Raw genomic sequence first — 22,485 nt, forward strand, 5'->3', positions numbered from 1 at the left:
GATGAATTAATCCATAAATAATATCTCGAATTCAAGGTATTTGACATGCGTAATACTTTTAATAAAAATATCTTGATTTAAAGATAAACGACATAGATAAATTTGTCAACCATTTTCATACAAATAAATACCTGTATTCACTTATCATAAATTATTAAAATCAGGTCAAAATAAATCGGTATAAAGAATGGAGGTGTGATATATGGTTAAAGATTTTTTTAGCGCAATTGAAGATAGACGCTCTTATTATTCCCTTAGCAAGGAACGTGTTGTTCCTAATAAAAGGATTAAAGAAGTTATCGATCATGCCGTACAATATTCCCCTTCCGCTTTCAACTCCCAAAGTGCAAGAGTTATTGTTTTAACAGGTCCAAGCCACGACCAATTCTGGAATATCACAAAAAAAACATTAAGAAAAGAAATCGGTGCCAAAGATTTTAAAAAAACTGAAGAAAAAATGAAGTCATTTATAAATGGTTATGGTACGGTTTTATTCTTTGAGGATCAGGCCATTATAGATAGGCTTAAAGAACAATTCAAAACGTATACCGAAAACTTTCCGATTTGGTCGAACCAATCATCTGCCATTTTACAATTCATCGTATGGACTTCCTTGGAAATTGAGGGGTTTGGTGCAAGTCTTCAGCATTATAATCCTTTAATCGATGACGAAGTGAGAAAAACATGGGATATATCACACGATTGGAAACTCATCGCACAGATGCCCTTTGGAAAACCAACTGCTGAGCCTGACGATAAAGACTTCACACCGCTTGAAGAACGTGTGAAATATTATCATTGAAACAATATGGGCTGTCTCTATATAACGAGCCAGCCCTTTCATTTTAGTAATCCGGGAATGTTGCAAAAAATTTTGAAAATATCAATGACGCAAAGCCTATATATTCTACAACGGGCATGATTTTGATATCCTCAATGGCGTTAAACATATACATTTCAAATCCCCCCTTGTAACTATTGAATTGGTGAAGAACGCCCTGGTAGCCATTCCTTCAAATAATATGGGAGTTCACCGGAATATTGTTTAGCAGCATGTCCACTTTTCAGGAGGCTATATGTCTTATCCTTACATCTTAAATGCTTCATTACCGGATAGATCATCTCCTGTGGGACCAATCGATCATACTCACTAGCGCTTACCAAAACACTAGCATCAATTTTCGATAGCTTCGCTTTTTTCCCCCTTACCTTAAAACCTCCATTAACCAAGCTGTTTTTTATCAAAAGGTCTTTGGTTATTTGTTTTGCGGCTGCTCCGGATAATGGTACATGCCCATTAGCCCAAGCATTGAAGCGGCGCCAATTTTGAACGTATTCATCATCATCCGCTTGATTCAATAAAGATAAATAGGGGGATATATAGATAGGAGATGTAATTAACCGGATTCCATATTTAACTGCACTGGCTGGGATCGTTTGATAAATATCAATCGTATCGTCAAAATCCGCGGTCCCTTCCTTTAACGCTTCCTGCCATTGATCAAAAAATTCTGAGGCACTGAAATCAACCGGTGTAACGGAGAGGATCAAGTTCTTGATTGGCTCGTCTGCAATGGCAGCATATATTGCTGCTAATGTACCGCCGAGGCAAAACCCCATAACTGTAATTTCTCTTGCTTCAGAGTGGCGTAATGCACGCTGTACTCCTTTTTGAATATAATCGACGATATAATCTTCGATCGATATTTCACCATCTTCAAAGCCTGGACTTCCAAAATCAAGCAAATACACATCAAAACCTTCATTTACAAAAGATTCTATTAAACTATTCCCGGGGGACAAATCAAGAATCAAAGGAGTATTAATTAGTGAATATATAAGAAAAACCGGCACATCATATTTTTTTTGTGCGGATGGGTAATGCCAAAGCGTTGATTTGTTTTTTTTCCACACCGCTATTTTCGGTGTCAGTCCCATTTCAGGCAATGGCTGATTGGGAATATCCATAAAATGTTTCCATTTAGCCATGGATTCGGATTGATCTTTCGGCACTTTCCGCTTAGACATTTGAATTTCCCTGTCCAAGTGAATCGATCTCAGGTAACTGCGAGCTTAACAATAAGGAGTTATTTATAAAATCCGCGGCTCTTTTTTTACGCCCTACCATTTCATTGGATTCCCCACTTGATTTCTTTTTCTTACTGCGCGATGAAAAAGCATTGCGTTTTTTACTAACTGAAGAATTACCTCTAACGTTCCCGCCCCCATCCTCTACAAGTGTTGAGACCAGCTCTTCTAAACTATCAATTTTTTCTTCGAGCTGGATGACTAATTTCGCTACACTCGCAATATCTTTTTTTGTTGGATAATTCATGATGATGGACATTCTTTCTGAGGTTTCCTGCATTCTATTTATTCTTGGAATCTGCAATCGGGCATTGTCGCTTACTGCCTCGATTAACTCACGTCTATTCAGCAAATCCTTAATTTTACCATTAAGCTGTTGCTCTTTTTGTGCGCCTAGTAATTTAAGCCCTTTATAAAAATTTGATTTTCCCTTCATATATTCCTTCCTTCCTTTCTCCTACGTTTACACTAATGCCGAAATTCCACCGTCAATGATCAAAACATGACCGATCATATAATCAGAAGCCTTTGAGGCTAAAAATACGGCGGCCCCCTTTAAATCATCTTCATCGCCAAACCTGCCAGCCGGGGTTTTACCTAATATGTCATAGTTAGACTTTTCAAGAATTTTCTTCGTGATTTTAGTCGGGAAAAATCCAGGTGCAATTGCATTGACTTGGATCCCATATCTAGCAAGTTTAACTCCTAAATCCTTTGTCATTGTAATGATGGCACCCTTACTGGTGTTATAAGCTATCGTATCCAATAGCTCAGGAAACGTCCCGCCAAGACCTGAAACCGATGCTATATTTATGATTTTTCCGGAATTTTGCTGTTTCATGACCTTCGCTACAGCCTGTGAAAACAGGAATGTACCTGTAACGTTAACATTCAATACTTTTTCCCATTTATCCTTAGGAAGATCCAAAAGCGGACCTGACCAGGATGTACCGCTATTATTGACAAGAATATCAATCGTGCCAAATTGAGCAACCGTTTCCTTGACGACATGGTCAATGGCACTCTCATCCGTGATATCACATTCAAAGGCAACGGCATTAACACCGATCGATTGCAAGTCTTCACATGCCTCTTTACATAGAGGAAGATTTCGTGAAGCAATGACGATATTGGCACCAGCCTCCCCCAACGCCATGGCGATCTGTTTGCCCAATCCTCTGCCGCCGCCGGTGATGATGGCCGTTTTATTAGTCAAATTGAACATATTACTCAATGTAGTCAACTTTTCAGCCCTTCCTTAATGAAGAATTTTTTATATAAAACCGTCTATATCATTATAGAAAAGCCTATCCAATATTGTGCTTAAAATAGCCTAATGCCTCTGCCTTTTGTTTCATCAACATGTATCCTTTATAACCATGATAATGCTACGGTCAGCTGGCGGAAATTCGGCCTACCGGAAACTTAATTCGTCAAGGCGGCAGATTGTTCGATGGAACTTTATGTTAGTTGGCTCTGGAGGTAGATCATTCGACGACCGTTTCGTCACTTTTATTGTCTGATAACTGGATTATTCGTATGAGTGAGCAAAATCGGATACTTAACCTGTTTAATCGTTTACACTATAGAATAGTAAGGAGGTTAATAAATGACGATACATCACTTTCATTTAACCGCCGAATGGCCCGGCGGCAGAAATGATATCGGCACGATTCATTCAGGGAATCTTCAAACACAGATAAGTATTCCTACTGGAATGGAGGGACCAGGGATTGGCACTAATCCCGATGAAATGCTTCTTGGGGCGGCATCGACCTGCTATATCATCACCTTTGCTGCCCTGTTAGAGCGGGCCCATATAGAAAAGGTGAGCTTGTCCATGCAATCGGAAGCGTTAGTGGATGTTACGAATGGTATATTCACCTATAAGAAAATCATTCATTGCCCTGCACTTGTATTGGTACCGGGCACTTCTGAAAAAGTGGTTGAAAAAGCGAGGAAACTTGCTGAAAAGGCTGAAACATCATGTATGATTTCTAAAGCGATCAAAGGGAATGTAGCAGTGGAATTGAATCCGACAATTTCCATAGCACAGCAACCTTGAACTGAAAAAGTGCCTAACCCTATATTGGTTTAGGCACTTTTTGAACTATTGTATCATGTTCACTTTATTTTCAACCTCGCGGCACACTTCATCAGCCGTTAAACCATTTGCCTCAATGATGGACGCTTTCAATGAAGTATCGCTTATACCCATCACATTACTTTCCAAGCCTGTTACCACACAACAATCCACGTTTTTTGCGTCAGCTTCTTGTTTAATCTCCACAACATCAAAACCTTTTTCACGAAGTGCTTCCTGAATATTCGTTAATGATTCTTCAACACCGATTTTTGACATCAACACACACCTCCTCTACTCTCTAACCTGTCCTTTTCACCTTCAATATATGTATAGGATGTGAAGGAAATAGGGAAAGTAATATCGAGGTGATAAACATGAATGGGAAAAACAAGAAAGATGCTTCACAAACTCGTTTAGGTTCTTCTCAGATAGAGGGGCAAGGTACCACTACGAAAGAAACCGGGGCCTTCGCTAAATCTTCTTCACTAAAAAAGCAAAAACGTTCCTGATATATGATCATGGAACTCCGCCTTCATGATACGCAAAAAACGCTTGGTTTATCCGCCAAGCGTTTTCCTGTCTTCACTTTACTTTCATTCAAGTTCTTATAAGTTTTGTTTTCTGATTTCCCTTTGAATTTTTAAATCATTCAACTGATCTCCATCAATTGTTTTTGAATCCATTTTTGCTTTATCGGCTCCACCTGGGTTTAAATCACTTGCCCTTAAATTATTATTGGGAGCTGCTTGCTCGTTCCATTTGGTCATCATGATCTCCTCCTCAGTCCTATATCCTTCCCAAACCTAAGAATATTCATGAATACACCCCATCATTTATTGCAAAGATAGGAATGGAGGTGGTTTCATTGGAACCAAACAAACCCGGAAATAAGAGTGTACCGGATTTTAAAGAGTTGAACGACCGTATCATCAGAGAAGCATCACAGAGTCCCCGTTTAGTGATCAAAACAAATTTGGATGCAAAGAATGTAAAGGATGAGAACCCTTATGCCGATCGGATTAACAGCGAAGGATTCTCTGATTTTTTTGAGGAATAAAACAAACCACTTTATACAATTTGGACGTTGATTTCCACCCCAGGCAATCTCTTTTCCGCGGGCTGTCCGGGAGCCTCCTTGACGTCTTTTTAGCCTATGGGGTCTTCCCTGGACGCTTTCAGATAGAATCCCTTTGTCTACAAAATGAAACCGGCTTATTAAGCCGGTTTCATTTAAAAATATTTTTTCTTCCAAAAAATGAATGCCGTCGTCCCAGCCAACGTGATGGCAATTAATAATGTAAAAATGAAAGCAAACCGATTATGTTCAAACGGCAGTTCCACATTCATTCCGTAAAAACTTGCCACCATCGTCGGAAGCGTTAAAATAATGGTCACGGAGGTTAAAAACTTCATGGCATTATTGACATTATTGGAAATGATCGAAGCGAATGCATCCATCATACCGCTAAGAATGGATAGGTACACTTCTGCCATTTCGATTGCCTGTGCATTTTCGATGATTACATCCTCAAGCAATTCTTTATCTTCTTCATACATTTTCAAATAATTAAAACGGAGGATCTTATCAAGTACTACGCGATTAGATTTCAATGATGTCGTAAAATAAACCAGGCTTTTTTCCAAAGCGAGGAACGTGTATAATTCTTTATTTTTCATGGACTGGTGCAATTCACGTTCCGCTTCATTAGTCATCTTGTTAATCTGTTTCAGGTAACGTAAGTAATAGGATGAAATCTCAAATAATAATTGTAAAGCAAACCTTGTTTTCTTGTTGGTGAAAAACCCTTTGATTTTATTGTTTTTGAAATTCGCCAGTATCGGTGTTTCTTTTAAAGACACTGTAATGAAACAGTCTTTGGTAAAGATCATGCCTATGGGAATCGTTTCGTAGATCGGTAAGCCGGCTTCGTCCCTGGTCAAATAGGGGAAGTCGACAATAATTAAAACATTATCATCCTCTTTTTCGATTCGCGGCCTTTCCTCATCGTCCAGTGGATCTTTCATGAAATTGATGGGTAATTGCAAAGTCGTGCATATATAATCTATTTCAGCTTCTGTAGGCGCTACAATGTTCACCCAGGAACCTTTTGTCATTTCCTCGATATTGTTTAGGTGACGGTTTTCATCCGTCTTGTAGATTTCAATCATTTCTTGACCTCCTCTTCTATAGAGAAAGCCTTATTTACCTTCTTCGAGCAGATACTCAGGGAGAATAACAGTCTCGACTTCTAGCATCATATTGGCTTCCTCTTTCTTTCTGGGTTCAGGATCATAAGAACTGCTGCTCACTCGTATCCACTTCCTTTCGATTCTTTAATCTTAATCCTTATTCATTTAAAGCACAATAAAGAATTTAATACCCTGAATCCCTGTTTAAAATTCGCAATTATCTGATTTCATCTAATAGAAAAATATAACAAAAAAAAACGCTTGGGAAACCCCAAGCGAGTGTGATTGCATTATCCATGTTTCGCATTATTATAATAGTGAACACCATACATGGCGCCTTCATCTACCATTTTATTATCACCATGGTCATATGGATCAGGGTGACCTGCCTTTTCGATTACCGGATCCAGATCGGAAGCCTTTCTATTCCAAAATCCTACTGCTTTTGCTTTTGCATTGGACCAAATATCCTTCACTTTTCCTCTGTTCGTTTTATTTGATAAAAATGAGACTCCGGCAACTCCGACTCCTATTAATACAACGTTTTTTCCTAACGCCATCATTACCTTCCCCCTTATTTATTGACTTGCTTTATGTATACCCCACGCCAGAAATTTTAAACCTTTATTTATATGGAGGAATTTGATAAAAGAAATTAGGTTTCATTATTTCATTATTATATGGCTGATGAAAAACATGTGTCGTCGCAGGAGACACCGGTGGAATTAACCAGGTCCAGTCCCCCGTTACTTTCCGGTTACAAGAGGTTTCTTTTTCTTCGAATTTCTTGAATTGTTTTGCCGCTGTATGGTGATCTACAATGCTGACTCCGTGTCTTTTATATGAATGCAGGACTGCTTCATTCAGTTCGATCAAGGCTCTATCTTTCCATAAATTCGAATCACGCTTAATATCCAAGCCCATCCTCTCCCCTATTGCCGGCAGCATATTGTAGCGTTTTTCATCCGCAAGGTTCCTGGCGCCGATTTCCGTTCCCATGTACCACCCATTAAATGGTGCAGCTGAATAAGTAATACCGCCAATTTCCAATCTCATACCCGAAATGATCGGAACTGCATACCATTTGATTTGAAGATCTTTGAACCATTTTAGCTTAGGGTGGGTGATTTGAACTTCTTTAATGAGACTTTCAGGTATATCATGAAGACAAGGAGTTTTTCCGTCCAATTGGACTACAAGGGGTAAAATATCGAAAGGACCGATTTTCCCTTCCCATCCTAATGCCATACATTGCTTGGTGAATTCGATCGAACTTGAATCACCGATTACGCCATTTTCCGTCTCATATCCCGCATACCGAATAAGCTGATGATTCCAAATATCCACTTTTCGATCATGATCTTTCTGTTTGAAAATTGTAATCACAGGTCTGATGTTCCCATTATTCGTAGCATATTCGATATGCTCAAAAAGAGCAGATACGATTCCATCTTCGCTTTGAATCATCCTTTTATCAATCACTCTCAGCGATTCCCAAAAAAAGCGCCCGATGCAACGATTGCTATTACGCCAAGCTAATTTAGCACCATATTCCAATTCTTCATATGTATGTTCATATCTGCCTGTTTCAGTTATTTCCTTGTTAATTTGTTCGATCCTGCCCTTTATATCCTCTTCCGTTTTCAATAATTCCGGATAACATGTCCTGATAAAGGATGCGGCCTCTTGCAGTAAATGATTCATCTTTCCCACGGATCCTTCCATTTGCAAAACTTTGACTTCCATTTAAAAATAACATATTTTTCATGGTATCTCTAAAAAACAAATTTTTTTAAAAGCGCATTTTTTAAAAATGTGGCAATTCGGCGTCAAAACCATTTCAAGATACTTAAAGTAAGCTCATAAACTTCTTATACTTTAACATCTCTAGTAACTAAATAATTATCGGTAAAGTTGTTACAAATGAGGTAAATGGATTATAATATATTAATAATGAGGTGATATGATGAATAATACGACACTTTGTCCACGATTTGAAAAAGGGATGCAAATCTTGAGTAAACGCTGGACTGGATTGATTGTCAATCAATTACTTAATGGCCCTCAACGGTTTTGTAATATTGAATCTGCATTCCCGATAAGCGGCAGGATTCTTTCTGAACGTTTAAAGGACTTGGAAATTGAAGGGATTGTTAAAAGGGACGTATATCCAGAGACACCGGTCAGGATTGAGTATTCTTTAACTGAAAAAGGCAAGGCCCTTGCACCGGTAATGAACGAAATTCAAAATTGGGCACAAGAATGGCTCGAACCGATACAGAATCAATGATATAGGAATTAAAGAAGTGAGGAAGGTCTGCCAGCTGCGGACTTCCTCCTTTTTTGTTTAAGCGCCAGTGCCTAGTGGTATATTTTTTACAGATAGAATAACACTAGGTTTATTCCAAATTTATGGGCGGTGAATTATGAAACAAGCAGATTGCATTATTATTGGTGGTGGTATAGCCGGTATTCAGGCAGCCATTCAGCTCGGAAGATATAAACATGATATTATCGTCATTGATACAGCAAAAGGCCGATCCTCCATTGCCAAGGCTTACCATAACATTCTTGGATGGCCTGATGGGGTAAGCGGCAAACAATTGAGGACGCTCGGCAGACAGCACGCTGAAAAATTCGGTGTCGAATTCTTGGATGATACAGTTAAATCCCTTGAAAAAAAGCAGGACAAGTTTTTTATCCAAACAAAAAACGGCATGGTATATCAAGCTAAAATGGTTTTTATTGGTACGGGCATTACCGATAACATTCCTCCAATCAAAAACATCTATCCAACGCTTGGGACATCCACATATATATGCCCTGATTGTGATGGGTATGAAATCATGGATAAGCAAACCGTTGTCATAGGAGGAGGAAATACAGGCGCGAGCATGGCGCTTACCCTTTTATATTGGTCAAAAAATATCATTTACGTAAATCATTTGAAAACAAAAATTGATGAGGAGTATAGGGAAAAGTTAAAGGAAAACCAGATTCCCGTAATCGAAGAGGAAGTTTATGAAGTCCATGTTGATGCCAAACAGCAGTTGACAGCCATACAATTAGTATCAGGTAAAATAATCGAAGCTGAAAAGGCATTCACGGCATTTAAGGGTAACAAACTTAATAATGAGCTGGCCTTACAATTGGGTGTGCAAGTTAATGAAAACAATCATGTGGTAATTCATCCACGGACTAAAGAAACGAATATTAAAGGAGTCTGGGCAGGCGGGGACCTCGTTGCCCATTCCGAACAAGTCACCATTTCGATGGGGGATGGTACCCAAGCAGCGATATGGATTCATAAGAGGCTGTTGGGCCAGCCGCTTCCTTATGATTGACAACCTGATGGAAAATTGAAAGGCGACCTGTCCACCAGGCCGCCTTTTACATTGGTATTTATAGAGTTTTCTACTATAAACACCTATATTCGATTCCTTCCCTTAAAAACTTTAACCAAAATGAGAATGACCGCGATGATAAGCAATATATGTATAAATCCTGCAGCCACTTTAAAGACTAAACCAAGAACCCATAATAATATGATTAAACCAATAATTGTCCAAATCATGATTAATCCCCCTCTCTTCCCTTCTTTAAATGACTTTTTATTAATGTGAACCTACAAAGAAGTTTTCTGCTTACATTTAAAATACCCATATCTTTCTGTAACAAACCCTCACCCTATTTTTTACATAAAACTGTAAATGCTGTAAATGATAATAAAGAAATAAGGAATCTTCCATATTGAAGAACATTCACCATAAGGAAGAGACTTTCAGGTTTTATAGGTTCCGCAAAAATCCAATTAAAAGGAGTCGTTCATTCATGAAAAAGTTTTTAGTCATCTGTTTAACAGCTTGTTCCCTATTCTTGGTTAACCTGAATCACCCGGCTGCACAAGAAAATAAAGCAAAACCGGAAAGTGTCCAATTCACTGAAGCTCAAAAATCGGAAATCGCTAAGATCCAAAAACAGATACTCGCTGATAAAAAGTTATTGATCGAAAAATATGTCGAGTATGGCGCGCTTTCGAAAGAAGAAGCCGATAAAATGGTATCACATTTTGAAGAACATTATAAAATGATGGAAGAACATAATTTTCAAATTCCGCCGCACCGCCCACATTCTCGACACATGCACAAGTAATTGTATGTTATTTGCCTATATAGCCTGATAATCCGACCTGATGAATAGGCCGGATTATTTTCATTTCTTTCGTCCTTGATAAATAAACATTGCGCGTTTACCATTTACTAAAGGATTTATATTTCTCTTTAGCGAAATACATAACTATGAGAAATGAAAGGGTGAAAAGGATGAACAAAATAGGTATAACAGCAAGAGACTTATTTCACTTGAAATCAGTAACCGATCCAAAGCTATCCCCGGATGGCAGCATGGTGATTTATGTCCAAACCAGAATAGATGAAAAAACGGAAAAATACATTTCCAATCTGTATATGTTCAGCCTGATTACGAATGAAACAAAGCAATGGACTTTCGGGGAAAATCGTGATACATCACCAGCCTGGTCCCCCGACGGCAAGCATATCGCCTTTTTATCGGACAGATCTGGTAAAAAACAAGTCCACATTATAGGGAGCATTGGCGGGGAAGCTCGACAGCTGACCCATTTCGTGAACGGTGTATCAAAGCCTATTTGGTCTCCTTGTTCCACCAAGTTACTGCTTTCAACCGGATTAAAGGAGGGGGAAAACCTTAATACGGTCAAAGATAATGATTTGTCCAAAGAAGTTCATAGGTATGACCGGATTAAGTATAAATGGGATGGGAGAGGCTATTTTGATCAGTTATATCAGCAGCTTGTTATAGTGGAAATTTTCAAGGGAGATTCCACATTGTTAACGGACAACAATATTGATCATCATCCGAATGCATGGTCCCCAGACGGACAGCGTATTGCATTCATAAGCGGGGATGCAGAAAGAAGTGATGATGAACTTTTTTCCGATATTTTCATCATGGAACTAGAAACGAAAGCTTTAGAGAGGATAACGGATGGCAAAGGCTTCTTTAGAGATCCGAAATGGTCTCCAAATGGCGAATATCTATCTTTCATTGGCCATAATAAAGAATTTGCCGGTGCCACCTTTTCAAATATCTGGTTATATTCCATTTTCAATCAAACAACTCAGTGTTTGACCGATGGATGGGACGTCCAAATTGGAGATTCCGCAATTGGTGATTTCCAAATCGGAGCCGTCGACCCTGGTATCTTATGGACAAACGATAGCCAAGGCTTTTACTTTTTAATTAGCGATTACGGAAATACCGGGGTTTATTATGGTTCCATTGAAGGGGCCATGTATCCATCGATCCTTGACCCGCAGCATATATACGGCCTGACTATAGATCCTGAAAGCCATCGTGCTGTCGTGGCCATTAGTACTCCTGTTCATCCCGGCGATCTCTTTGCTTATAACCTTACCAATGGCGATAAGGAACAAATCAGTTTTGTTAATGAGGATTTTTTGAAGGATAAACATTTGTCCATGGCTGAACCCATTACTTTTCCATCTGTTGATGGTCTTACCATCCACGGCTGGATTATGAGACCGACCGATTTTAATGGCAATCAAAAATATCCGCTCATTTTAGAAATTCACGGCGGTCCGCATATGATGTATGCCAATACCTATGTTCATGAATTCCAGACCTTGGCTAATGAAGGCTATACTGTATTGTTCACTAACCCGCGCGGGAGTGTAGGATATGGCCAAGACTTCGTAAATGCCTGCCGGGGCGATTATGGAGGCATGGATTATAAGGACTTAATGGCCGGGGTTGATCACGTTTTAGCCACGTATGATTTTATCGAGCATGAAGATTTAGGGGTATCCGGAGGAAGTTATGGAGGGTTCATGACAAATTGGATCATCGGCCATACCGACCGCTTCAAGGCTGCTGTGACTCAGCGTTGCATAAGTAACTGGCTAAGTTTTTATGGGGTCAGCGACATTGGCTATTATTTTACAGAGTGGGAAGTGGGCGGCGATATCGTTAATTCCGCTGAAAAATTATGGCAGCACTCTCCTTTAAAATATGTTTCCAATGTTAATACCCCTTTACTTTTACTTCACGGTGAAAAGGATTTCCGCTGTCCCATTGAACAGAGCGAGCAATTTTTTGTCGCTTTAAAACGGCAAAAAAAAGAAGCAGTGCTTGTTTCCTTTCCAGATGAAACTCATGAAGTTTCCCGAAGTGGATCTCCAAAAATGCGCCTGCAACATATTGAGGAAATCAAAGGATGGTTCAATGAACACCTTTAAAAACAAAAACTCTGTTAGCAAAAGCTAACAGAGTTTTTGTTTTTAGTGTTGAATTTGGTCTCTGTCCTCGGAAATCGAACTTAAAGCATTTCCCGCCATTGAATTTGTCTGATGATGTACAGCAAGATCACCTAATGCCACGACACCCACCAGCTTGTCATTCTCAATGATAGGGAGCCTTCTGATTTGTTCGGTGGCCATTAACTCTTCAGCTTCCTCCACTGACATATCAGGGGTACCAGTTACAAGGTTCGTGGAAATGACATCAGTAATTCTAGTTGAATTCGGCTTTTTCTCGGCAACACAGCGAATGACGATATCCCTGTCTGTGATGACACCAATCAAATGGTTATTCTCCAGTACAGGAATGACACCAACATCATCATTCTTCATTTTGACTGCTGCTTCATATATATTATCTTCCGCCGTGCAACAATCCACGTTTGTTGTCATGATATCTCTTAATGTAGTCACGGAAATCCCTCCATTTTCATAAGTTGCTTGTTTATTTTTGACCTATGAAGAGAAATTATTCATGTAACGCATTCTTGCTTCATTCCACATATTTCCCATGATCCGGTTTAGCTAATGAATCGAACTCCTTTGCAAGCTTTGATAAACCCATTTCCAGTTCTTTCCCTTCAACAGGATACCCGTGCCCCGTTATGGCAACAGCCGGCTTCATGCTTTCCAATAATTTTACAGATCCTTTTGCCGCCTCCCAATCAGTTGTCAAATACCGCGGCGGGCCCGCAATTTCTTTCTCCTGAGTGATTACCTTGTATAGGGAATCTTGCCTGACATTCACAAAAGCATCTCCAGCAATCAAACTTCGGTCACTTTCACGGAAAAGTGAAATATGTCCTTTTGAATGACCAGGGGTATGAATCCATTTCCAATCGCGAAGCCCGGGAACACTTTGGTCATCAGGCAATGGCTGAACTTTTTCATCAAGATTTATTCCCTCATTCGGAAATATCCAAGAAATTTTTGCGACCATCCCCCCTTCAACTGTAGGGTCCGGTTCGGGGTAATTTTCCTGTCCCGTTAAATAAGGCATTTCTTTTATATGGGCATAAACAGGAGCATTCCAATACTCCATTAACTCAATCAGTGCACCAACATGATCGAAATGTCCATGTGTCAAAATAATGGCAGCAGGTGGATTTTGAGGTCCATATATTTCTTCAGCTGTTTTCTTTATTACCTCCGCTGAGCGCGGCATCCCTGCATCTATCAATACCCATTTATCATCTTTGGGTGACCCTACAAAAACAACATTAACGATTTGGACGGACAGACAATATATATCCTCATTTATTACCTGTACATGACCACTGGAAACTGAAGTCATTGGCAGCAATTTTTCATTCAAATGATTATCATCCATTTTTAATCCTCCTAATTTTGAACATTCTTTTTTTAAAAAGGATACCCTGTACAAGAATATAAAAAACAACCTATAATTTTTATAGGTTGTTTCTCAGTATACATCCCTTCGGGTAAATACTGTAAAGGATACAATTAAAGCAAGAGCCCACCAAACGAGCAAAGTAGTGACAGATGATAATAAAGTCATCCCTTCTATCGGGGGAGCCGTCCCGCTAATATAGGCGGTCAACTTCAAATTCACCATAAAGAAATATTTCGCTGATTCCCATGATGAAACCATATTGTTCAATATAGCACCGGAAATTAATGCAGCCAGCATGATGCCCATGCCTGCAGGGGTACTCCTCACTAAAACCGAAAGCATGAAAGAAAGGGTCCCTACAACGACCGCCACCAGCCAGACAAGTCCCAAATCCATCAATAGGAATTTCCATTGTTCAACTAACCTTACTTGACTGACATCCACATCAGCACCATTCAATTCGAATCCGGTTATTACGGGGGCCCCCCACCCTTGATACCCGAAAACGATTCCTGATAAAAGGTAGGACAATAAGGCTGTCATCGCCACGATAATCGAAACCGATAATAATAATGTTACATATTTGCTCAATAAGATTTTCCAGCGCTCCACTGGCCTTGTCAGCAGAAGCTTTATCGTGCCTTGTCCATTTTCGTAAGAAACCAAATCACTGGCCACAATCATGATCAACAGCGGAATGAACAAATCAATTGCATTTTCCAAAAACATGCGTGTAAAAGTAGCTGCGCCCGGTTCTGAGGGATTAATATCATGATCGAGATAATATTGCTGCTGCTTCAGGCTTACTTGCAGCTGTTCACGCCACTCATCCAGCATCCTATTCGAGCCCAATCGATTTTGAGTATCAATGATTTGCTGCTGAAGTGCCGCACGCCAATCATCAGTTCCCAACTTCTCCCGTTGCTCTTCCACTTGTTTGTATTGGGCATATGTAAACATCAACACTAAAATTCCAACGATGATACCGATTATGATCAGCCGTTTTTTTGCCAACATCTTCATCATTTCATTTTGGACCAAGTTATTCAATGCCTGCACCTCCGACACCGGTAACTTGCAAAAACAATTCTTCCAATCCCGGGAGTTTTCGATTCATTTCATGCACCCTCACCCCTGCTTGGTTAAGTGCAGCATTCCATTCGGGTGTTTTGAGTTCATCATAAGCTGTAATGATATATTTTTGATCTAAGGTAATATCGGTGAAGCGGCTAAGAATTTCCACTCCCTTTTGAAATGGTTCCACCCGCCAAATGATCCGCTCCTGCGTGGATAATAAGCTTTCCACTGTATCGGTTTTGATAATTTCCCCGCCTTGAATAATTGCTACCCGGTCACAAAGTTGCTGTATTTCACCTAATAAGTGTGAGGAAACAAGAACACTCATACCTTCTTCTTCGGCCAACTTCCTTATGAATTGTCGCATTTCACGGATTCCTGCAGGATCTAGACCGTTAGTCGGTTCATCCAAAATTAATAGCTTAGGGCTGTTCAGCATCGCCTGAGCGATTCCTAAACGCTGCCTCATACCTAACGAATAGGTCTTCACTTTATCGTGAATTCTCGCTTGCAGACCGACGAGTTCAACAACTTCGGTCATTCTTGTTTCACCGACTTCAGGTAACATTCTTGCAAAGTGGAGCAAATTATCCCACCCGCTCAAAAATGGATATAACTCTGGATTTTCAACGATGCAGCCCATTTGCTTCATAGCCTTCGTAAATTCATGACGAACATCATACCCGCATATATGGATGGAACCCGAGGATGGCTTAATCAGTCCGACCAACATGCGGATTGTCGTCGTCTTACCTGCTCCATTCGGTCCTAAAAAGCCGAAAACCTCACCTTCATTCAACTCAAAATCTATTCCTTTAATAATTTCCCTTTTGCCAATCTTTTTTCTCAAGTCCTTAACAGACAATGTCACCTGTTTCATCGTTCCACATCCTCCCATTTTATTAAAGGAGCAACTCTATCAGCAATTAAACGGTACCCCTTCTTATTTGGGTGAAATTTGTCCGAATACAAATACTCATTTACCGACAATTGAAATAAATCGAATGTTGGAACGAAAATTGCATTTTCATAATGAGCCACGACTTCTGCCGTTTCATTATTCCAGTCCCGTACAATGCGGTTCGTATCAAAGTCCTTATCCAAATCTATAAATGGATTATACAGCCCAAGCAACAAAATGGTAGCTGAATCATTGACTTTATTTATATCTTTAAAAATTTCATGTAAATTCCCCAAGAATTTCTTTTGTGATACGGATGTAGCTTCACGATCATATTCAAGCAGGGTCTGCCCTTTTTGAAATAAATCGTTACCCCCGATTGTAACTAAAATAACATCAGCTGCCTGGATTTGGCGCTTAACTTCCGGTTGTTTCACCTGCTGCACCAATTCTTTAGACACTTGTCCATTAATTCCCAGGTTATGAATGATTGGTTTTCTATTATATCGACTCTTCAAATCTTCTACTACAAGTCCAACATAGCCTTTGCCTGTTTCATCGCCTGTGCCACGTGTTAATGAATCGCCTATCGCCACTACCGTAAAATCATCGGGAAGATCATTTTTAATGGGGGCTTCTTCAATTACTTCCAAATCGGACGTTCCTTTTCCATAATGGTCCATAATCGCCCATCCTAGGCAAAATACAAAAAACAGGCCGATAAGAGCTGATACGATGGTGGTAGCCAACACTTTTGGTTTACGCAAAAACACTCACCTCTTCCATTCATTCTCTATCTTCCATTAAATCATATTATTTCCAAAAACAAAAAAACGTTTACTTATGTATAAAAATCCCAATGATTTAATCATTAACAGCATTTCTTTTATAAACCGCACTCTTCCCCTATAATCAATAAAAAAAGGCAGAATGGGACTTATTATTCCCTTTCTGCCTTTCTTTGAATTTGTCTAGTATTTTTTAACCCGGAAACATGATGCCACACACTAAAGATGGCACCCCGGAACGGCTGCAAGTGATGAGAAATGATCATGCAGCCCTTAAACATGCCCACTGCAATTGAAGTCGTTTTTGATCTTCCTTATTAGAACTGAAGCACTCATCATTTTTCAATCGTATCTATAGGTTTCCCCATTCCTTTCAAATTTTTTTCTAACCTCATGAGCCAAATGGTAAGCAGCATCCCGATCAGAGTGAGTAAACCATAAAATAAATAGACTGAATATATTCCTGATTTTTCCAATATTATCCCGCCACTGAAGGTACTGAACCAGTTCCCCAATCCGTTGCCAATGGAGGAATAAAGAGTTATTGCTGTCACCGTTATACGTGCAGGGACAATTTCCCTGATATATTGTAAAGCTGCTGGAATGAATAAACCAAGTGAAAACCCTTGAATGATCGAAGTCACATATACGGCAGCCAAACTTGGTTCGGTGAAGTATAAACCCCAGCGGACCAATGAAGCCGTTCCAGCCAATAAAGTAATTGGAAGCAGGCCGATCTTATGAATCCAGGTACCTGCCATTCTCATAAAGGGAATCTCCGATAATACAGCTAATAGGAACGCAATGCCGATTCCTGTATATGTTCCGCCTCTTGCTTCGACAAACAAACCATAGTATACATTATTTGCTAGATTAGGACCAAAAAGCAAAAACGTTATCGCAAGAAAGATAAGAAAACGTTTCATGGTGATCAATTCTTTCATTCCCCCGAAAAGTTTCACTTTTCCCCCAGGTGGCTCTTCGGGCAAACGAAGAGCCAGACTAGCCGCTAACAACAAGCCGAAGAAAAAGGCATAAAATATAACGGAAGGACCTATGAAGGATTCAGATAACCTTCCCATTACAAAAACCGCCACACCGTAACCAAGTGATCCGAATAAACGGATTTTACCATAATTCGATTTGATTTTTGTTGTATATTGTAGGGTGATGCTATCAGAAACTGGTATTATCGCACTTTGAAAGATGGCCAAAGCGATTGCGACGGATACTAAAAGGAAATAATGTTCGAACAGCAAGTAGCCTAAACCGAATACACCAGCAAGAAACGATGATATTGCAAGTATTTTTGCTGGTCTCCCGCTCCAATCACAGACAATTCCCCAAAAAGGTTGAAACACGATCATCACTATGGGACCAACAGACATGATCGTACCTATTTCAATACCGGATAAACCTGCCTCATTGGCCAAATAAACGCTTAATAGCGGTGTTAAACTTCCCACTGCAAAAAAAGAAAAAAGGTAAAATACCTTCAAGCTAATAAGATTGACATGCTTTTGTTTTTCCAAATCCAGTTCCCCCACGCAGACACCTTCTACAAAGTTGATGATTTTTTTCATTGCTTCCTATTAGGCATTTTAAATAGGGAGCACGATATTAAAGACTGTTCCTTTATTGACTTCGCTTTCGACAAAGACATTTCCCGAATGGCTTTCTATGATTTTAAAGCTGATCATGAGACCTAACCCATTTCCAGATTTTTTCGTGGTGAAAAATGGTTCCCCAAGTCTCTTAAGCTGCTCTGGCGGTATCCCAATTCCTGTGTCGGTAATGGATATATGCACATTATCCTTTTTAAGTTCAGTATTGACTTTTATGAACCCACCGTCAGGCATAGCCTCCATCCCATTTTTAATGAAGTTCAATATGACTTGTTTTAACCGATTCTCATCACAACGAACGAGGATTTCTTCGTCATTACAATCCGAAATCAGCTTGATGTTCTTCTTCCTTGCTTCAAACTCCGTCAAAGATACAACGTTTTGAATGATCGACACAAGATTCTTCGTTTCCAATATCAATGCCTGTGGTTTGGCCAATTGTAAGAACTCTTCAACTATCTCATTCACACGATTGATTTCATCCATGATTATTTCTAAATATTCTTGTTTATTTTCGTCTGTTTCATTCAATTGCAAAAATTCCGTAAACCCTTTCATGGAGGTCAGCGGATTCCGTATTTCATGTGCCACCCCAGCAGCAAGCTGACCGACAGCGGCTAATTTATCCTGCCGATGGAGCATCTCTTCAGATTGTTTACGCTCAGTTATGTCATATCTAAGCGCCAAAAACTGGAATGGCTCTCCCTCTTCGCTGAAAAATGGAACAATTGTTGTATCGACCCAATAAAAACTGCCATCTTTCGCCTTGTTTCTAATTTCACCTTTCCAAACTTTCCGTTCATGGATGGTCTTCCACATTTGTTCAAAGAATTCTTTTGAATGGTATCCAGAATTAACTATCTTATGGGTCTGGCCTATCAATTCACCTTTCCCATAACCTGAAACCTCCAAAAACTTGTCATTCACTTCAATAATGACTCCTTTATCATCGGTTATCGCCACAATCAAAGATTGGTTAATTGCATAATGCATATCTTCCAGTTCCTTGATTGACCCCTTTAAAGCATTTTCTGCTTCTTTACGACTGGAAATATCCGAACGGATGGAAATATATTGATAGGGTTTCCCCTTTTTCATAAAAGGCACGATAGTTGTATCCACCCAATAAACATTACCATCCTTAGCCCGATTGCATATTTCTCCATGCCATGTTTCCCCTTGACTGATCGTTAGCCATAAGTCAGTGAAAAATTCTTTTGCATGATAACCAGAATTGATTATCGAATGATTTTTCCCAATTAGTTCATGTTTTTCATATTGTGATATTTCCAGGAATTTTTCGTTAACATATGTAATGATTCCTTTTGCATCCGTGATGGCGACGATTGCCGATTGATCTAAAGCATAACGGATATCACTCACAGTATTATCGCTTTTTGCTAACCGACGGCCCACGATCGTACTTGATGCTATCAAGCTGGCAAGGATGAATATTGACACGAAGCATGTAAGATAAAGCATAAAAGGAGTGAGCGGAACAAATTCACCCGTTACATTTTTCACGTTCATCGGTAACACTCTCACAAAAAGATAATACCCTTCAATGATTGCCCCACTCATCAGAAGCGTACTGACTGGCTTTAGTGAAGATTGACTTAATTTATTAAAATAAAATAATATTGCAAGCGCTGCTACAAATAATATAAAGATGCTGAAAAGCGTACTGAGTACCGACAATGGGCTAAAGTGCAAAGAGTGATTTAAAGAAGATGTTCCCATTATATAATTGGAAAAAATGGCCATCGTAAACATGAAGCCGCAAAAAACGATTTGCAGGACTTGCGTTTTATACGAAATGGCCAATAATCCACCCCCTGCGAGAGCGATTGCTATTGCTAACGAAAAGATTATTGTAGAAAAGTTGTATGCTGCCATTCCTGAATTATCGAGTGTGTATATGACCACAAAATTAAGCGTCCAGATTGCCACTCCCATGGAGCAGCTGCTCCCTATAAATACCAGGCGTTTATATCTCTTTATCATCAGTAATGTTGTAAGTAAATCCAAAGCCGTATAACACGCCATTATTATCAATAGTACTGCAATCATAAAGAGGACAGGATTTGATGCCACAATTGATTGTTCCATTTTTTTACTTGATCACCTCTACGTTCTGTTCTCCTATATTGTAATGTAAATTCATAGGACCTCAAAGGTTTTTTATTTCCTTACTCCTATATATTTACACGCTGTTTCTTTCGGAGCACCCCTTACCCAAGAAAATGCAGGTTTTTTCATAAAATCAATAAAATGAGAAATACTATTGTTTTGTATGGAGTAGAATATGAATACATGGTAATGACAAGCATTCACAACCCTGTTCATCATTGCAGGGAATTATCAATAATACCAATAATTATTCAGGAATATATTAATGAAGAATGTTAATTTCTTTATTTAATTATACCTATAGGTTTATAATTAAAGAGAACTTATATAGAGAGAAGGAGTGGGGGGCATGATTATGTCAGACCTGGCAGGTGCAAGTACAACAGAAATTATGCAAAAGAAGACCCAGCATAAAAAATTAACACTTAGACAAATTTTACAGAGAGGTCTATTAATTACGATCGGTGCGGTTTTAATGGCTGTCGGCCTCGAGATTTTTCTAGTGCCGAATAACGTAATCGACGGGGGCATAACGGGTATTTCGATTATGTTATCTTACATCACTGGATGGAAGCTTGGAATCTTTCTTTTCATTTTGAATCTTCCTTTCTTTTTTATCGGTTATAAACAAATCGGAAAAACCTTCGCATTATCTACCCTTTATGGAATTTTAATCCTTTCCATTACCACTACATTGCTTCATCATGTACCAGCTTTCACTCAAGATATCCTCCTAGCGTCCGCATTCGGCGGAATGATTCTTGGAATTGGTGTTGGAATGGTCATTCGATATGGCGGCTCGTTGGATGGTACAGAAATACTTGCTATTCTCGCTAGCAAGAAGCTCCCTTTTTCCGTTGGGGAGATCGTCATGTTTTTTAATTTATTCATCCTTGGCAGTGCGGGCTTCGTATTCTCGTGGGACCGTGCCATGTATTCGATCATAGCTTACTTCGTGGCATATAAAACGATGGATATCGTCATCGCAGGTTTGGACGAATCCAAATTTGTTTGGATCATCAGTGATGAATTTAATGATATCGGAGATGCGATAATGAATCGTCTTGGACGGGGCGTAACCTTTTTAGCTGGAGAAGGTGCCTATTCTGGTGATGATAAAAAAGTCATCTTTTGTGTAATAAACAGGCTTGAGGAAGCAAAACTTAAAGAGATAGTCAAAAGCTTCGATCCATCTGCATTTCTTGCCGTAGGGGATATCGCGGAAGTTCGAGGCGGTCGGTTCAAGAAAAAAGATATCCACTAACCTCACCCGCTTTTTGCTTCTTCATCCTATTTGCAAAAAGATAAAAAAAGCTGAAGGGAAATTTCCCTTCAGCTTTTTTTATTTAACATTAATAATTTCTTGGATTGTTGATTGCTTGAAGCATTCTGGTGCCGGGTTTCATCTCGCTGCTACATAACGGACAAACATGTTCATCATTACTTGTAAAGTTATCGCGAATCCAACCTTTGCAATCTTCTGATGTACATTCCCACACCTTTGTTTCTTCAGGAATGATTTCTTCCGTATTATTTCTTCTATACATATATCTCACTCCTTAGAATTGAATTGACTCCGTCCTGCATAACAGATCACAAGCCATAAAGATAAAAGAAAGAATAGATGGCGTTTAATCTAAATTGTGAGTAAATAACCATTCGTTAATCCAAGTATGATCATTGTTCTTTCAAACAAACTCTTGAATGGTAAGAACTTGAGATTACGACATGAATTTTTCATATCTCAGTACCCATTATATCATATATATGCTTTATTTATTTGAAGAAAGATTCTAAAAAAGAAATGATTCCCCAAAATGAAACACAGTCCCTGACTTACCCTTCAAGATAATCGAGACTGCGCTGTTTAAGAATCCATTCCATATGGTT

Annotated in this window: 26 protein-coding genes; 9 read left to right on the forward strand and 17 right to left on the reverse strand. The window is 39.3% G+C overall.

Going from position 1 to position 22,485, the window contains the following annotated elements; genetic code table 11:
* Nucleotides 1-202 precede the first annotated feature (202 nt).
* Complete coding sequence (locus ACQKNS_RS19780; protein WP_427644978.1) at nt 203-802, forward strand: nitroreductase family protein; 600 nt, start codon at nt 203-205, stop codon at nt 800-802.
* Between the two features lie 173 nt (nt 803-975).
* On the opposite strand, the gene ACQKNS_RS19785 is transcribed toward ACQKNS_RS19780, so the two are convergent.
* The 3 genes from ACQKNS_RS19785 to ACQKNS_RS19795 are packed head-to-tail and all read right to left on the reverse strand — an operon-like array spanning nt 976 to nt 3,313.
* The gene (locus ACQKNS_RS19785) at nt 976-2,028 is read right to left on the reverse strand and encodes an alpha/beta fold hydrolase (protein ID WP_427644979.1); all 1,053 of its coding nucleotides are present in this window, start codon (nt 2,026-2,028) and stop codon (nt 976-978) included.
* Nucleotides 2,021-2,524, reverse strand: a complete 504-nt coding sequence (locus ACQKNS_RS19790) for a hypothetical protein (RefSeq protein WP_427644980.1) — start codon at nt 2,522-2,524, stop codon at nt 2,021-2,023. Before ACQKNS_RS19790 ends, ACQKNS_RS19785 begins: the two co-directional genes overlap by 8 nt.
* Before the next feature lie 27 nt (nt 2,525-2,551).
* The gene (locus tag ACQKNS_RS19795) at nt 2,552-3,313 is read right to left on the reverse strand and encodes an SDR family oxidoreductase (RefSeq protein WP_427645147.1); all 762 of its coding nucleotides are present in this window, start codon (nt 3,311-3,313) and stop codon (nt 2,552-2,554) included.
* 384 nt (nt 3,314-3,697) lie between these two features.
* On the opposite strand from ACQKNS_RS19795, the gene ACQKNS_RS19800 reads away from it, so the two are divergent.
* Nucleotides 3,698-4,153: an OsmC family protein gene (locus ACQKNS_RS19800; protein WP_427644981.1), complete on the forward strand. Its 456-nt coding sequence runs from the start codon at nt 3,698-3,700 to the stop codon at nt 4,151-4,153.
* Nucleotides 4,154-4,198: 45 nt separating this feature from the next.
* On the opposite strand, the gene ACQKNS_RS19805 is transcribed toward ACQKNS_RS19800, so the two are convergent.
* Complete coding sequence (locus ACQKNS_RS19805; RefSeq protein ID WP_214786968.1) at nt 4,199-4,450, reverse strand: YkuS family protein; 252 nt, start codon at nt 4,448-4,450, stop codon at nt 4,199-4,201.
* Between the two features lie 98 nt (nt 4,451-4,548).
* Between ACQKNS_RS19805 and ACQKNS_RS19810 the strand changes: the two genes are divergently transcribed.
* Entirely contained in the window at nt 4,549-4,683 is a 135-nt protein-coding gene (locus ACQKNS_RS19810) for a YuzL family protein (protein ID WP_427644982.1), read from the forward strand.
* A gap of 96 nt (nt 4,684-4,779) precedes the next feature.
* Here the strand turns inward: ACQKNS_RS19810 and ACQKNS_RS19815 are convergent, their stop codons facing one another.
* Nucleotides 4,780-4,944 carry a hypothetical protein gene (locus tag ACQKNS_RS19815; protein ID WP_427644983.1) on the reverse strand — a complete coding sequence of 55 codons (165 nt, stop codon included), beginning with the start codon at nt 4,942-4,944 and terminating at the stop codon, nt 4,780-4,782.
* A 95-nt stretch (nt 4,945-5,039) separates the two neighbouring features.
* On the opposite strand from ACQKNS_RS19815, the gene ACQKNS_RS19820 reads away from it, so the two are divergent.
* The gene (locus ACQKNS_RS19820; RefSeq protein WP_427644984.1) at nt 5,040-5,231 is read left to right on the forward strand and encodes a hypothetical protein; all 192 of its coding nucleotides are present in this window, start codon (nt 5,040-5,042) and stop codon (nt 5,229-5,231) included.
* Nucleotides 5,232-5,404: 173 nt separating this feature from the next.
* On the opposite strand, the gene ACQKNS_RS19825 is transcribed toward ACQKNS_RS19820, so the two are convergent.
* The 3 genes from ACQKNS_RS19825 to ACQKNS_RS19835 form a co-directional block, all read right to left on the reverse strand.
* The gene (locus ACQKNS_RS19825; RefSeq protein ID WP_427644985.1) at nt 5,405-6,343 is read right to left on the reverse strand and encodes a magnesium transporter CorA family protein; all 939 of its coding nucleotides are present in this window, start codon (nt 6,341-6,343) and stop codon (nt 5,405-5,407) included.
* A gap of 311 nt (nt 6,344-6,654) precedes the next feature.
* Nucleotides 6,655-6,927 carry a hypothetical protein gene (locus ACQKNS_RS19830; protein WP_427644986.1) on the reverse strand — a complete coding sequence of 91 codons (273 nt, stop codon included), beginning with the start codon at nt 6,925-6,927 and terminating at the stop codon, nt 6,655-6,657.
* A 61-nt stretch (nt 6,928-6,988) separates the two neighbouring features.
* On the reverse strand, nt 6,989-8,089 hold the full coding sequence (locus ACQKNS_RS19835; protein ID WP_427645148.1) for a nitric oxide synthase oxygenase: 1,101 nt from the start codon (nt 8,087-8,089) through the stop codon (nt 6,989-6,991).
* A gap of 241 nt (nt 8,090-8,330) precedes the next feature.
* On the opposite strand from ACQKNS_RS19835, the gene ACQKNS_RS19840 reads away from it, so the two are divergent.
* Entirely contained in the window at nt 8,331-8,654 is a 324-nt protein-coding gene (locus ACQKNS_RS19840; RefSeq protein WP_048678030.1) for a winged helix-turn-helix transcriptional regulator, read from the forward strand.
* A 136-nt stretch (nt 8,655-8,790) separates the two neighbouring features.
* The gene (locus ACQKNS_RS19845) at nt 8,791-9,708 is read left to right on the forward strand and encodes an NAD(P)/FAD-dependent oxidoreductase (RefSeq protein ID WP_427644987.1); all 918 of its coding nucleotides are present in this window, start codon (nt 8,791-8,793) and stop codon (nt 9,706-9,708) included.
* An 83-nt stretch (nt 9,709-9,791) separates the two neighbouring features.
* Here ACQKNS_RS19845 and ACQKNS_RS19850 read toward each other — a convergent pair whose 3' ends face one another.
* Complete coding sequence (locus ACQKNS_RS19850) at nt 9,792-9,938, reverse strand: lmo0937 family membrane protein (RefSeq protein ID WP_251436829.1); 147 nt, start codon at nt 9,936-9,938, stop codon at nt 9,792-9,794.
* A 257-nt stretch (nt 9,939-10,195) separates the two neighbouring features.
* On the opposite strand from ACQKNS_RS19850, the gene ACQKNS_RS19855 reads away from it, so the two are divergent.
* Together ACQKNS_RS19855 and ACQKNS_RS19860 are read left to right on the forward strand one after the other, a co-directional pair.
* A complete protein-coding gene (locus ACQKNS_RS19855) occupies nt 10,196-10,516 on the forward strand; it encodes a YckD family protein (RefSeq protein WP_427644988.1) in 321 nt (106 codons plus the stop codon).
* Between the two features lie 170 nt (nt 10,517-10,686).
* Nucleotides 10,687-12,660, forward strand: a complete 1,974-nt coding sequence (locus tag ACQKNS_RS19860; RefSeq protein WP_427644989.1) for a prolyl oligopeptidase family serine peptidase — start codon at nt 10,687-10,689, stop codon at nt 12,658-12,660.
* A gap of 42 nt (nt 12,661-12,702) precedes the next feature.
* Here the strand turns inward: ACQKNS_RS19860 and ACQKNS_RS19865 are convergent, their stop codons facing one another.
* The 7 genes from ACQKNS_RS19865 to ACQKNS_RS19895 form a co-directional block, all read right to left on the reverse strand.
* Nucleotides 12,703-13,134 carry a CBS domain-containing protein gene (locus ACQKNS_RS19865; protein ID WP_427644990.1) on the reverse strand — a complete coding sequence of 144 codons (432 nt, stop codon included), beginning with the start codon at nt 13,132-13,134 and terminating at the stop codon, nt 12,703-12,705.
* Nucleotides 13,135-13,213: 79 nt separating this feature from the next.
* Nucleotides 13,214-14,050 (reverse strand): MBL fold metallo-hydrolase, encoded by an 837-nt coding sequence (locus ACQKNS_RS19870; protein WP_427644991.1) that lies wholly within the window; start codon nt 14,048-14,050, stop codon nt 13,214-13,216.
* Between the two features lie 93 nt (nt 14,051-14,143).
* A complete protein-coding gene (locus tag ACQKNS_RS19875; RefSeq protein WP_427644992.1) occupies nt 14,144-15,124 on the reverse strand; it encodes an ABC transporter permease in 981 nt (326 codons plus the stop codon).
* Nucleotides 15,117-16,031 (reverse strand): ABC transporter ATP-binding protein, encoded by a 915-nt coding sequence (locus tag ACQKNS_RS19880; protein WP_427644993.1) that lies wholly within the window; start codon nt 16,029-16,031, stop codon nt 15,117-15,119. The genes ACQKNS_RS19875 and ACQKNS_RS19880 overlap by 8 nt, the downstream gene beginning before the upstream one ends.
* Nucleotides 16,028-16,819 carry an SGNH/GDSL hydrolase family protein gene (locus ACQKNS_RS19885; protein WP_427644994.1) on the reverse strand — a complete coding sequence of 264 codons (792 nt, stop codon included), beginning with the start codon at nt 16,817-16,819 and terminating at the stop codon, nt 16,028-16,030. The genes ACQKNS_RS19880 and ACQKNS_RS19885 overlap by 4 nt, the downstream gene beginning before the upstream one ends.
* Before the next feature lie 356 nt (nt 16,820-17,175).
* A complete protein-coding gene (locus ACQKNS_RS19890) occupies nt 17,176-18,423 on the reverse strand; it encodes an MFS transporter (RefSeq protein WP_427644995.1) in 1,248 nt (415 codons plus the stop codon).
* A gap of 18 nt (nt 18,424-18,441) precedes the next feature.
* Nucleotides 18,442-20,574 (reverse strand): PAS domain S-box protein, encoded by a 2,133-nt coding sequence (locus ACQKNS_RS19895; protein ID WP_427644996.1) that lies wholly within the window; start codon nt 20,572-20,574, stop codon nt 18,442-18,444.
* Between the two features lie 370 nt (nt 20,575-20,944).
* On the opposite strand from ACQKNS_RS19895, the gene ACQKNS_RS19900 reads away from it, so the two are divergent.
* Nucleotides 20,945-21,859, forward strand: a complete 915-nt coding sequence (locus tag ACQKNS_RS19900) for a YitT family protein (protein ID WP_226990376.1) — start codon at nt 20,945-20,947, stop codon at nt 21,857-21,859.
* A gap of 88 nt (nt 21,860-21,947) precedes the next feature.
* Here the strand turns inward: ACQKNS_RS19900 and ACQKNS_RS19905 are convergent, their stop codons facing one another.
* Nucleotides 21,948-22,142, reverse strand: coding sequence for a cold-shock protein (locus ACQKNS_RS19905; protein ID WP_034307294.1), 195 nt, complete (start codon nt 22,140-22,142; stop codon nt 21,948-21,950).
* Between the last annotated feature and the right edge of the window lie 343 nt (nt 22,143-22,485).

It is taken from the genome of Peribacillus sp. NPDC094092, assembly GCF_050279365.1.
Classification (GTDB): domain Bacteria; phylum Bacillota; class Bacilli; order Bacillales; family DSM-1321; genus Peribacillus.

Excerpts from the sequence above, each read along its gene's own strand:
- ACQKNS_RS19780 (WP_427644978.1), top strand. The coding sequence starts at position 203 with ATGGTTAAAGATTTTTTTAGCGCAATTGAAGATAGACGCTCTTATTAT.
- ACQKNS_RS19785 (WP_427644979.1), bottom strand. The coding sequence starts at position 2,028 with ATGTCTAAGCGGAAAGTGCCGAAAGATCAATCCGAATCCATGGCTAAA.
- ACQKNS_RS19790 (WP_427644980.1), bottom strand. The coding sequence starts at position 2,524 with ATGAAGGGAAAATCAAATTTTTATAAAGGGCTTAAATTACTAGGCGCA.
- ACQKNS_RS19795 (WP_427645147.1), bottom strand. The coding sequence starts at position 3,313 with ATGTTCAATTTGACTAATAAAACGGCCATCATCACCGGCGGCGGCAGA.
- ACQKNS_RS19800 (WP_427644981.1), top strand. The coding sequence starts at position 3,698 with ATGACGATACATCACTTTCATTTAACCGCCGAATGGCCCGGCGGCAGA.
- ACQKNS_RS19805 (WP_214786968.1), bottom strand. The coding sequence starts at position 4,450 with ATGTCAAAAATCGGTGTTGAAGAATCATTAACGAATATTCAGGAAGCA.
- ACQKNS_RS19810 (WP_427644982.1), top strand. The coding sequence starts at position 4,549 with ATGAATGGGAAAAACAAGAAAGATGCTTCACAAACTCGTTTAGGTTCT.
- ACQKNS_RS19815 (WP_427644983.1), bottom strand. The coding sequence starts at position 4,944 with ATGATGACCAAATGGAACGAGCAAGCAGCTCCCAATAATAATTTAAGG.
- ACQKNS_RS19825 (WP_427644985.1), bottom strand. The coding sequence starts at position 6,343 with ATGATTGAAATCTACAAGACGGATGAAAACCGTCACCTAAACAATATC.
- ACQKNS_RS19830 (WP_427644986.1), bottom strand. The coding sequence starts at position 6,927 with ATGATGGCGTTAGGAAAAAACGTTGTATTAATAGGAGTCGGAGTTGCC.
- ACQKNS_RS19835 (WP_427645148.1), bottom strand. The coding sequence starts at position 8,089 with ATGGAAGGATCCGTGGGAAAGATGAATCATTTACTGCAAGAGGCCGCA.
- ACQKNS_RS19840 (WP_048678030.1), top strand. The coding sequence starts at position 8,331 with ATGAATAATACGACACTTTGTCCACGATTTGAAAAAGGGATGCAAATC.
- ACQKNS_RS19845 (WP_427644987.1), top strand. The coding sequence starts at position 8,791 with ATGAAACAAGCAGATTGCATTATTATTGGTGGTGGTATAGCCGGTATT.
- ACQKNS_RS19850 (WP_251436829.1), bottom strand. The coding sequence starts at position 9,938 with ATGATTTGGACAATTATTGGTTTAATCATATTATTATGGGTTCTTGGT.
- ACQKNS_RS19855 (WP_427644988.1), top strand. The coding sequence starts at position 10,196 with ATGAAAAAGTTTTTAGTCATCTGTTTAACAGCTTGTTCCCTATTCTTG.
- ACQKNS_RS19860 (WP_427644989.1), top strand. The coding sequence starts at position 10,687 with ATGAACAAAATAGGTATAACAGCAAGAGACTTATTTCACTTGAAATCA.
- ACQKNS_RS19870 (WP_427644991.1), bottom strand. The coding sequence starts at position 14,050 with ATGGATGATAATCATTTGAATGAAAAATTGCTGCCAATGACTTCAGTT.
- ACQKNS_RS19880 (WP_427644993.1), bottom strand. The coding sequence starts at position 16,031 with ATGAAACAGGTGACATTGTCTGTTAAGGACTTGAGAAAAAAGATTGGC.
- ACQKNS_RS19890 (WP_427644995.1), bottom strand. The coding sequence starts at position 18,423 with ATGAAAAAAATCATCAACTTTGTAGAAGGTGTCTGCGTGGGGGAACTG.
- ACQKNS_RS19895 (WP_427644996.1), bottom strand. The coding sequence starts at position 20,574 with ATGGAACAATCAATTGTGGCATCAAATCCTGTCCTCTTTATGATTGCA.
- ACQKNS_RS19900 (WP_226990376.1), top strand. The coding sequence starts at position 20,945 with ATGATTATGTCAGACCTGGCAGGTGCAAGTACAACAGAAATTATGCAA.
- ACQKNS_RS19905 (WP_034307294.1), bottom strand. The coding sequence starts at position 22,142 with ATGTATAGAAGAAATAATACGGAAGAAATCATTCCTGAAGAAACAAAG.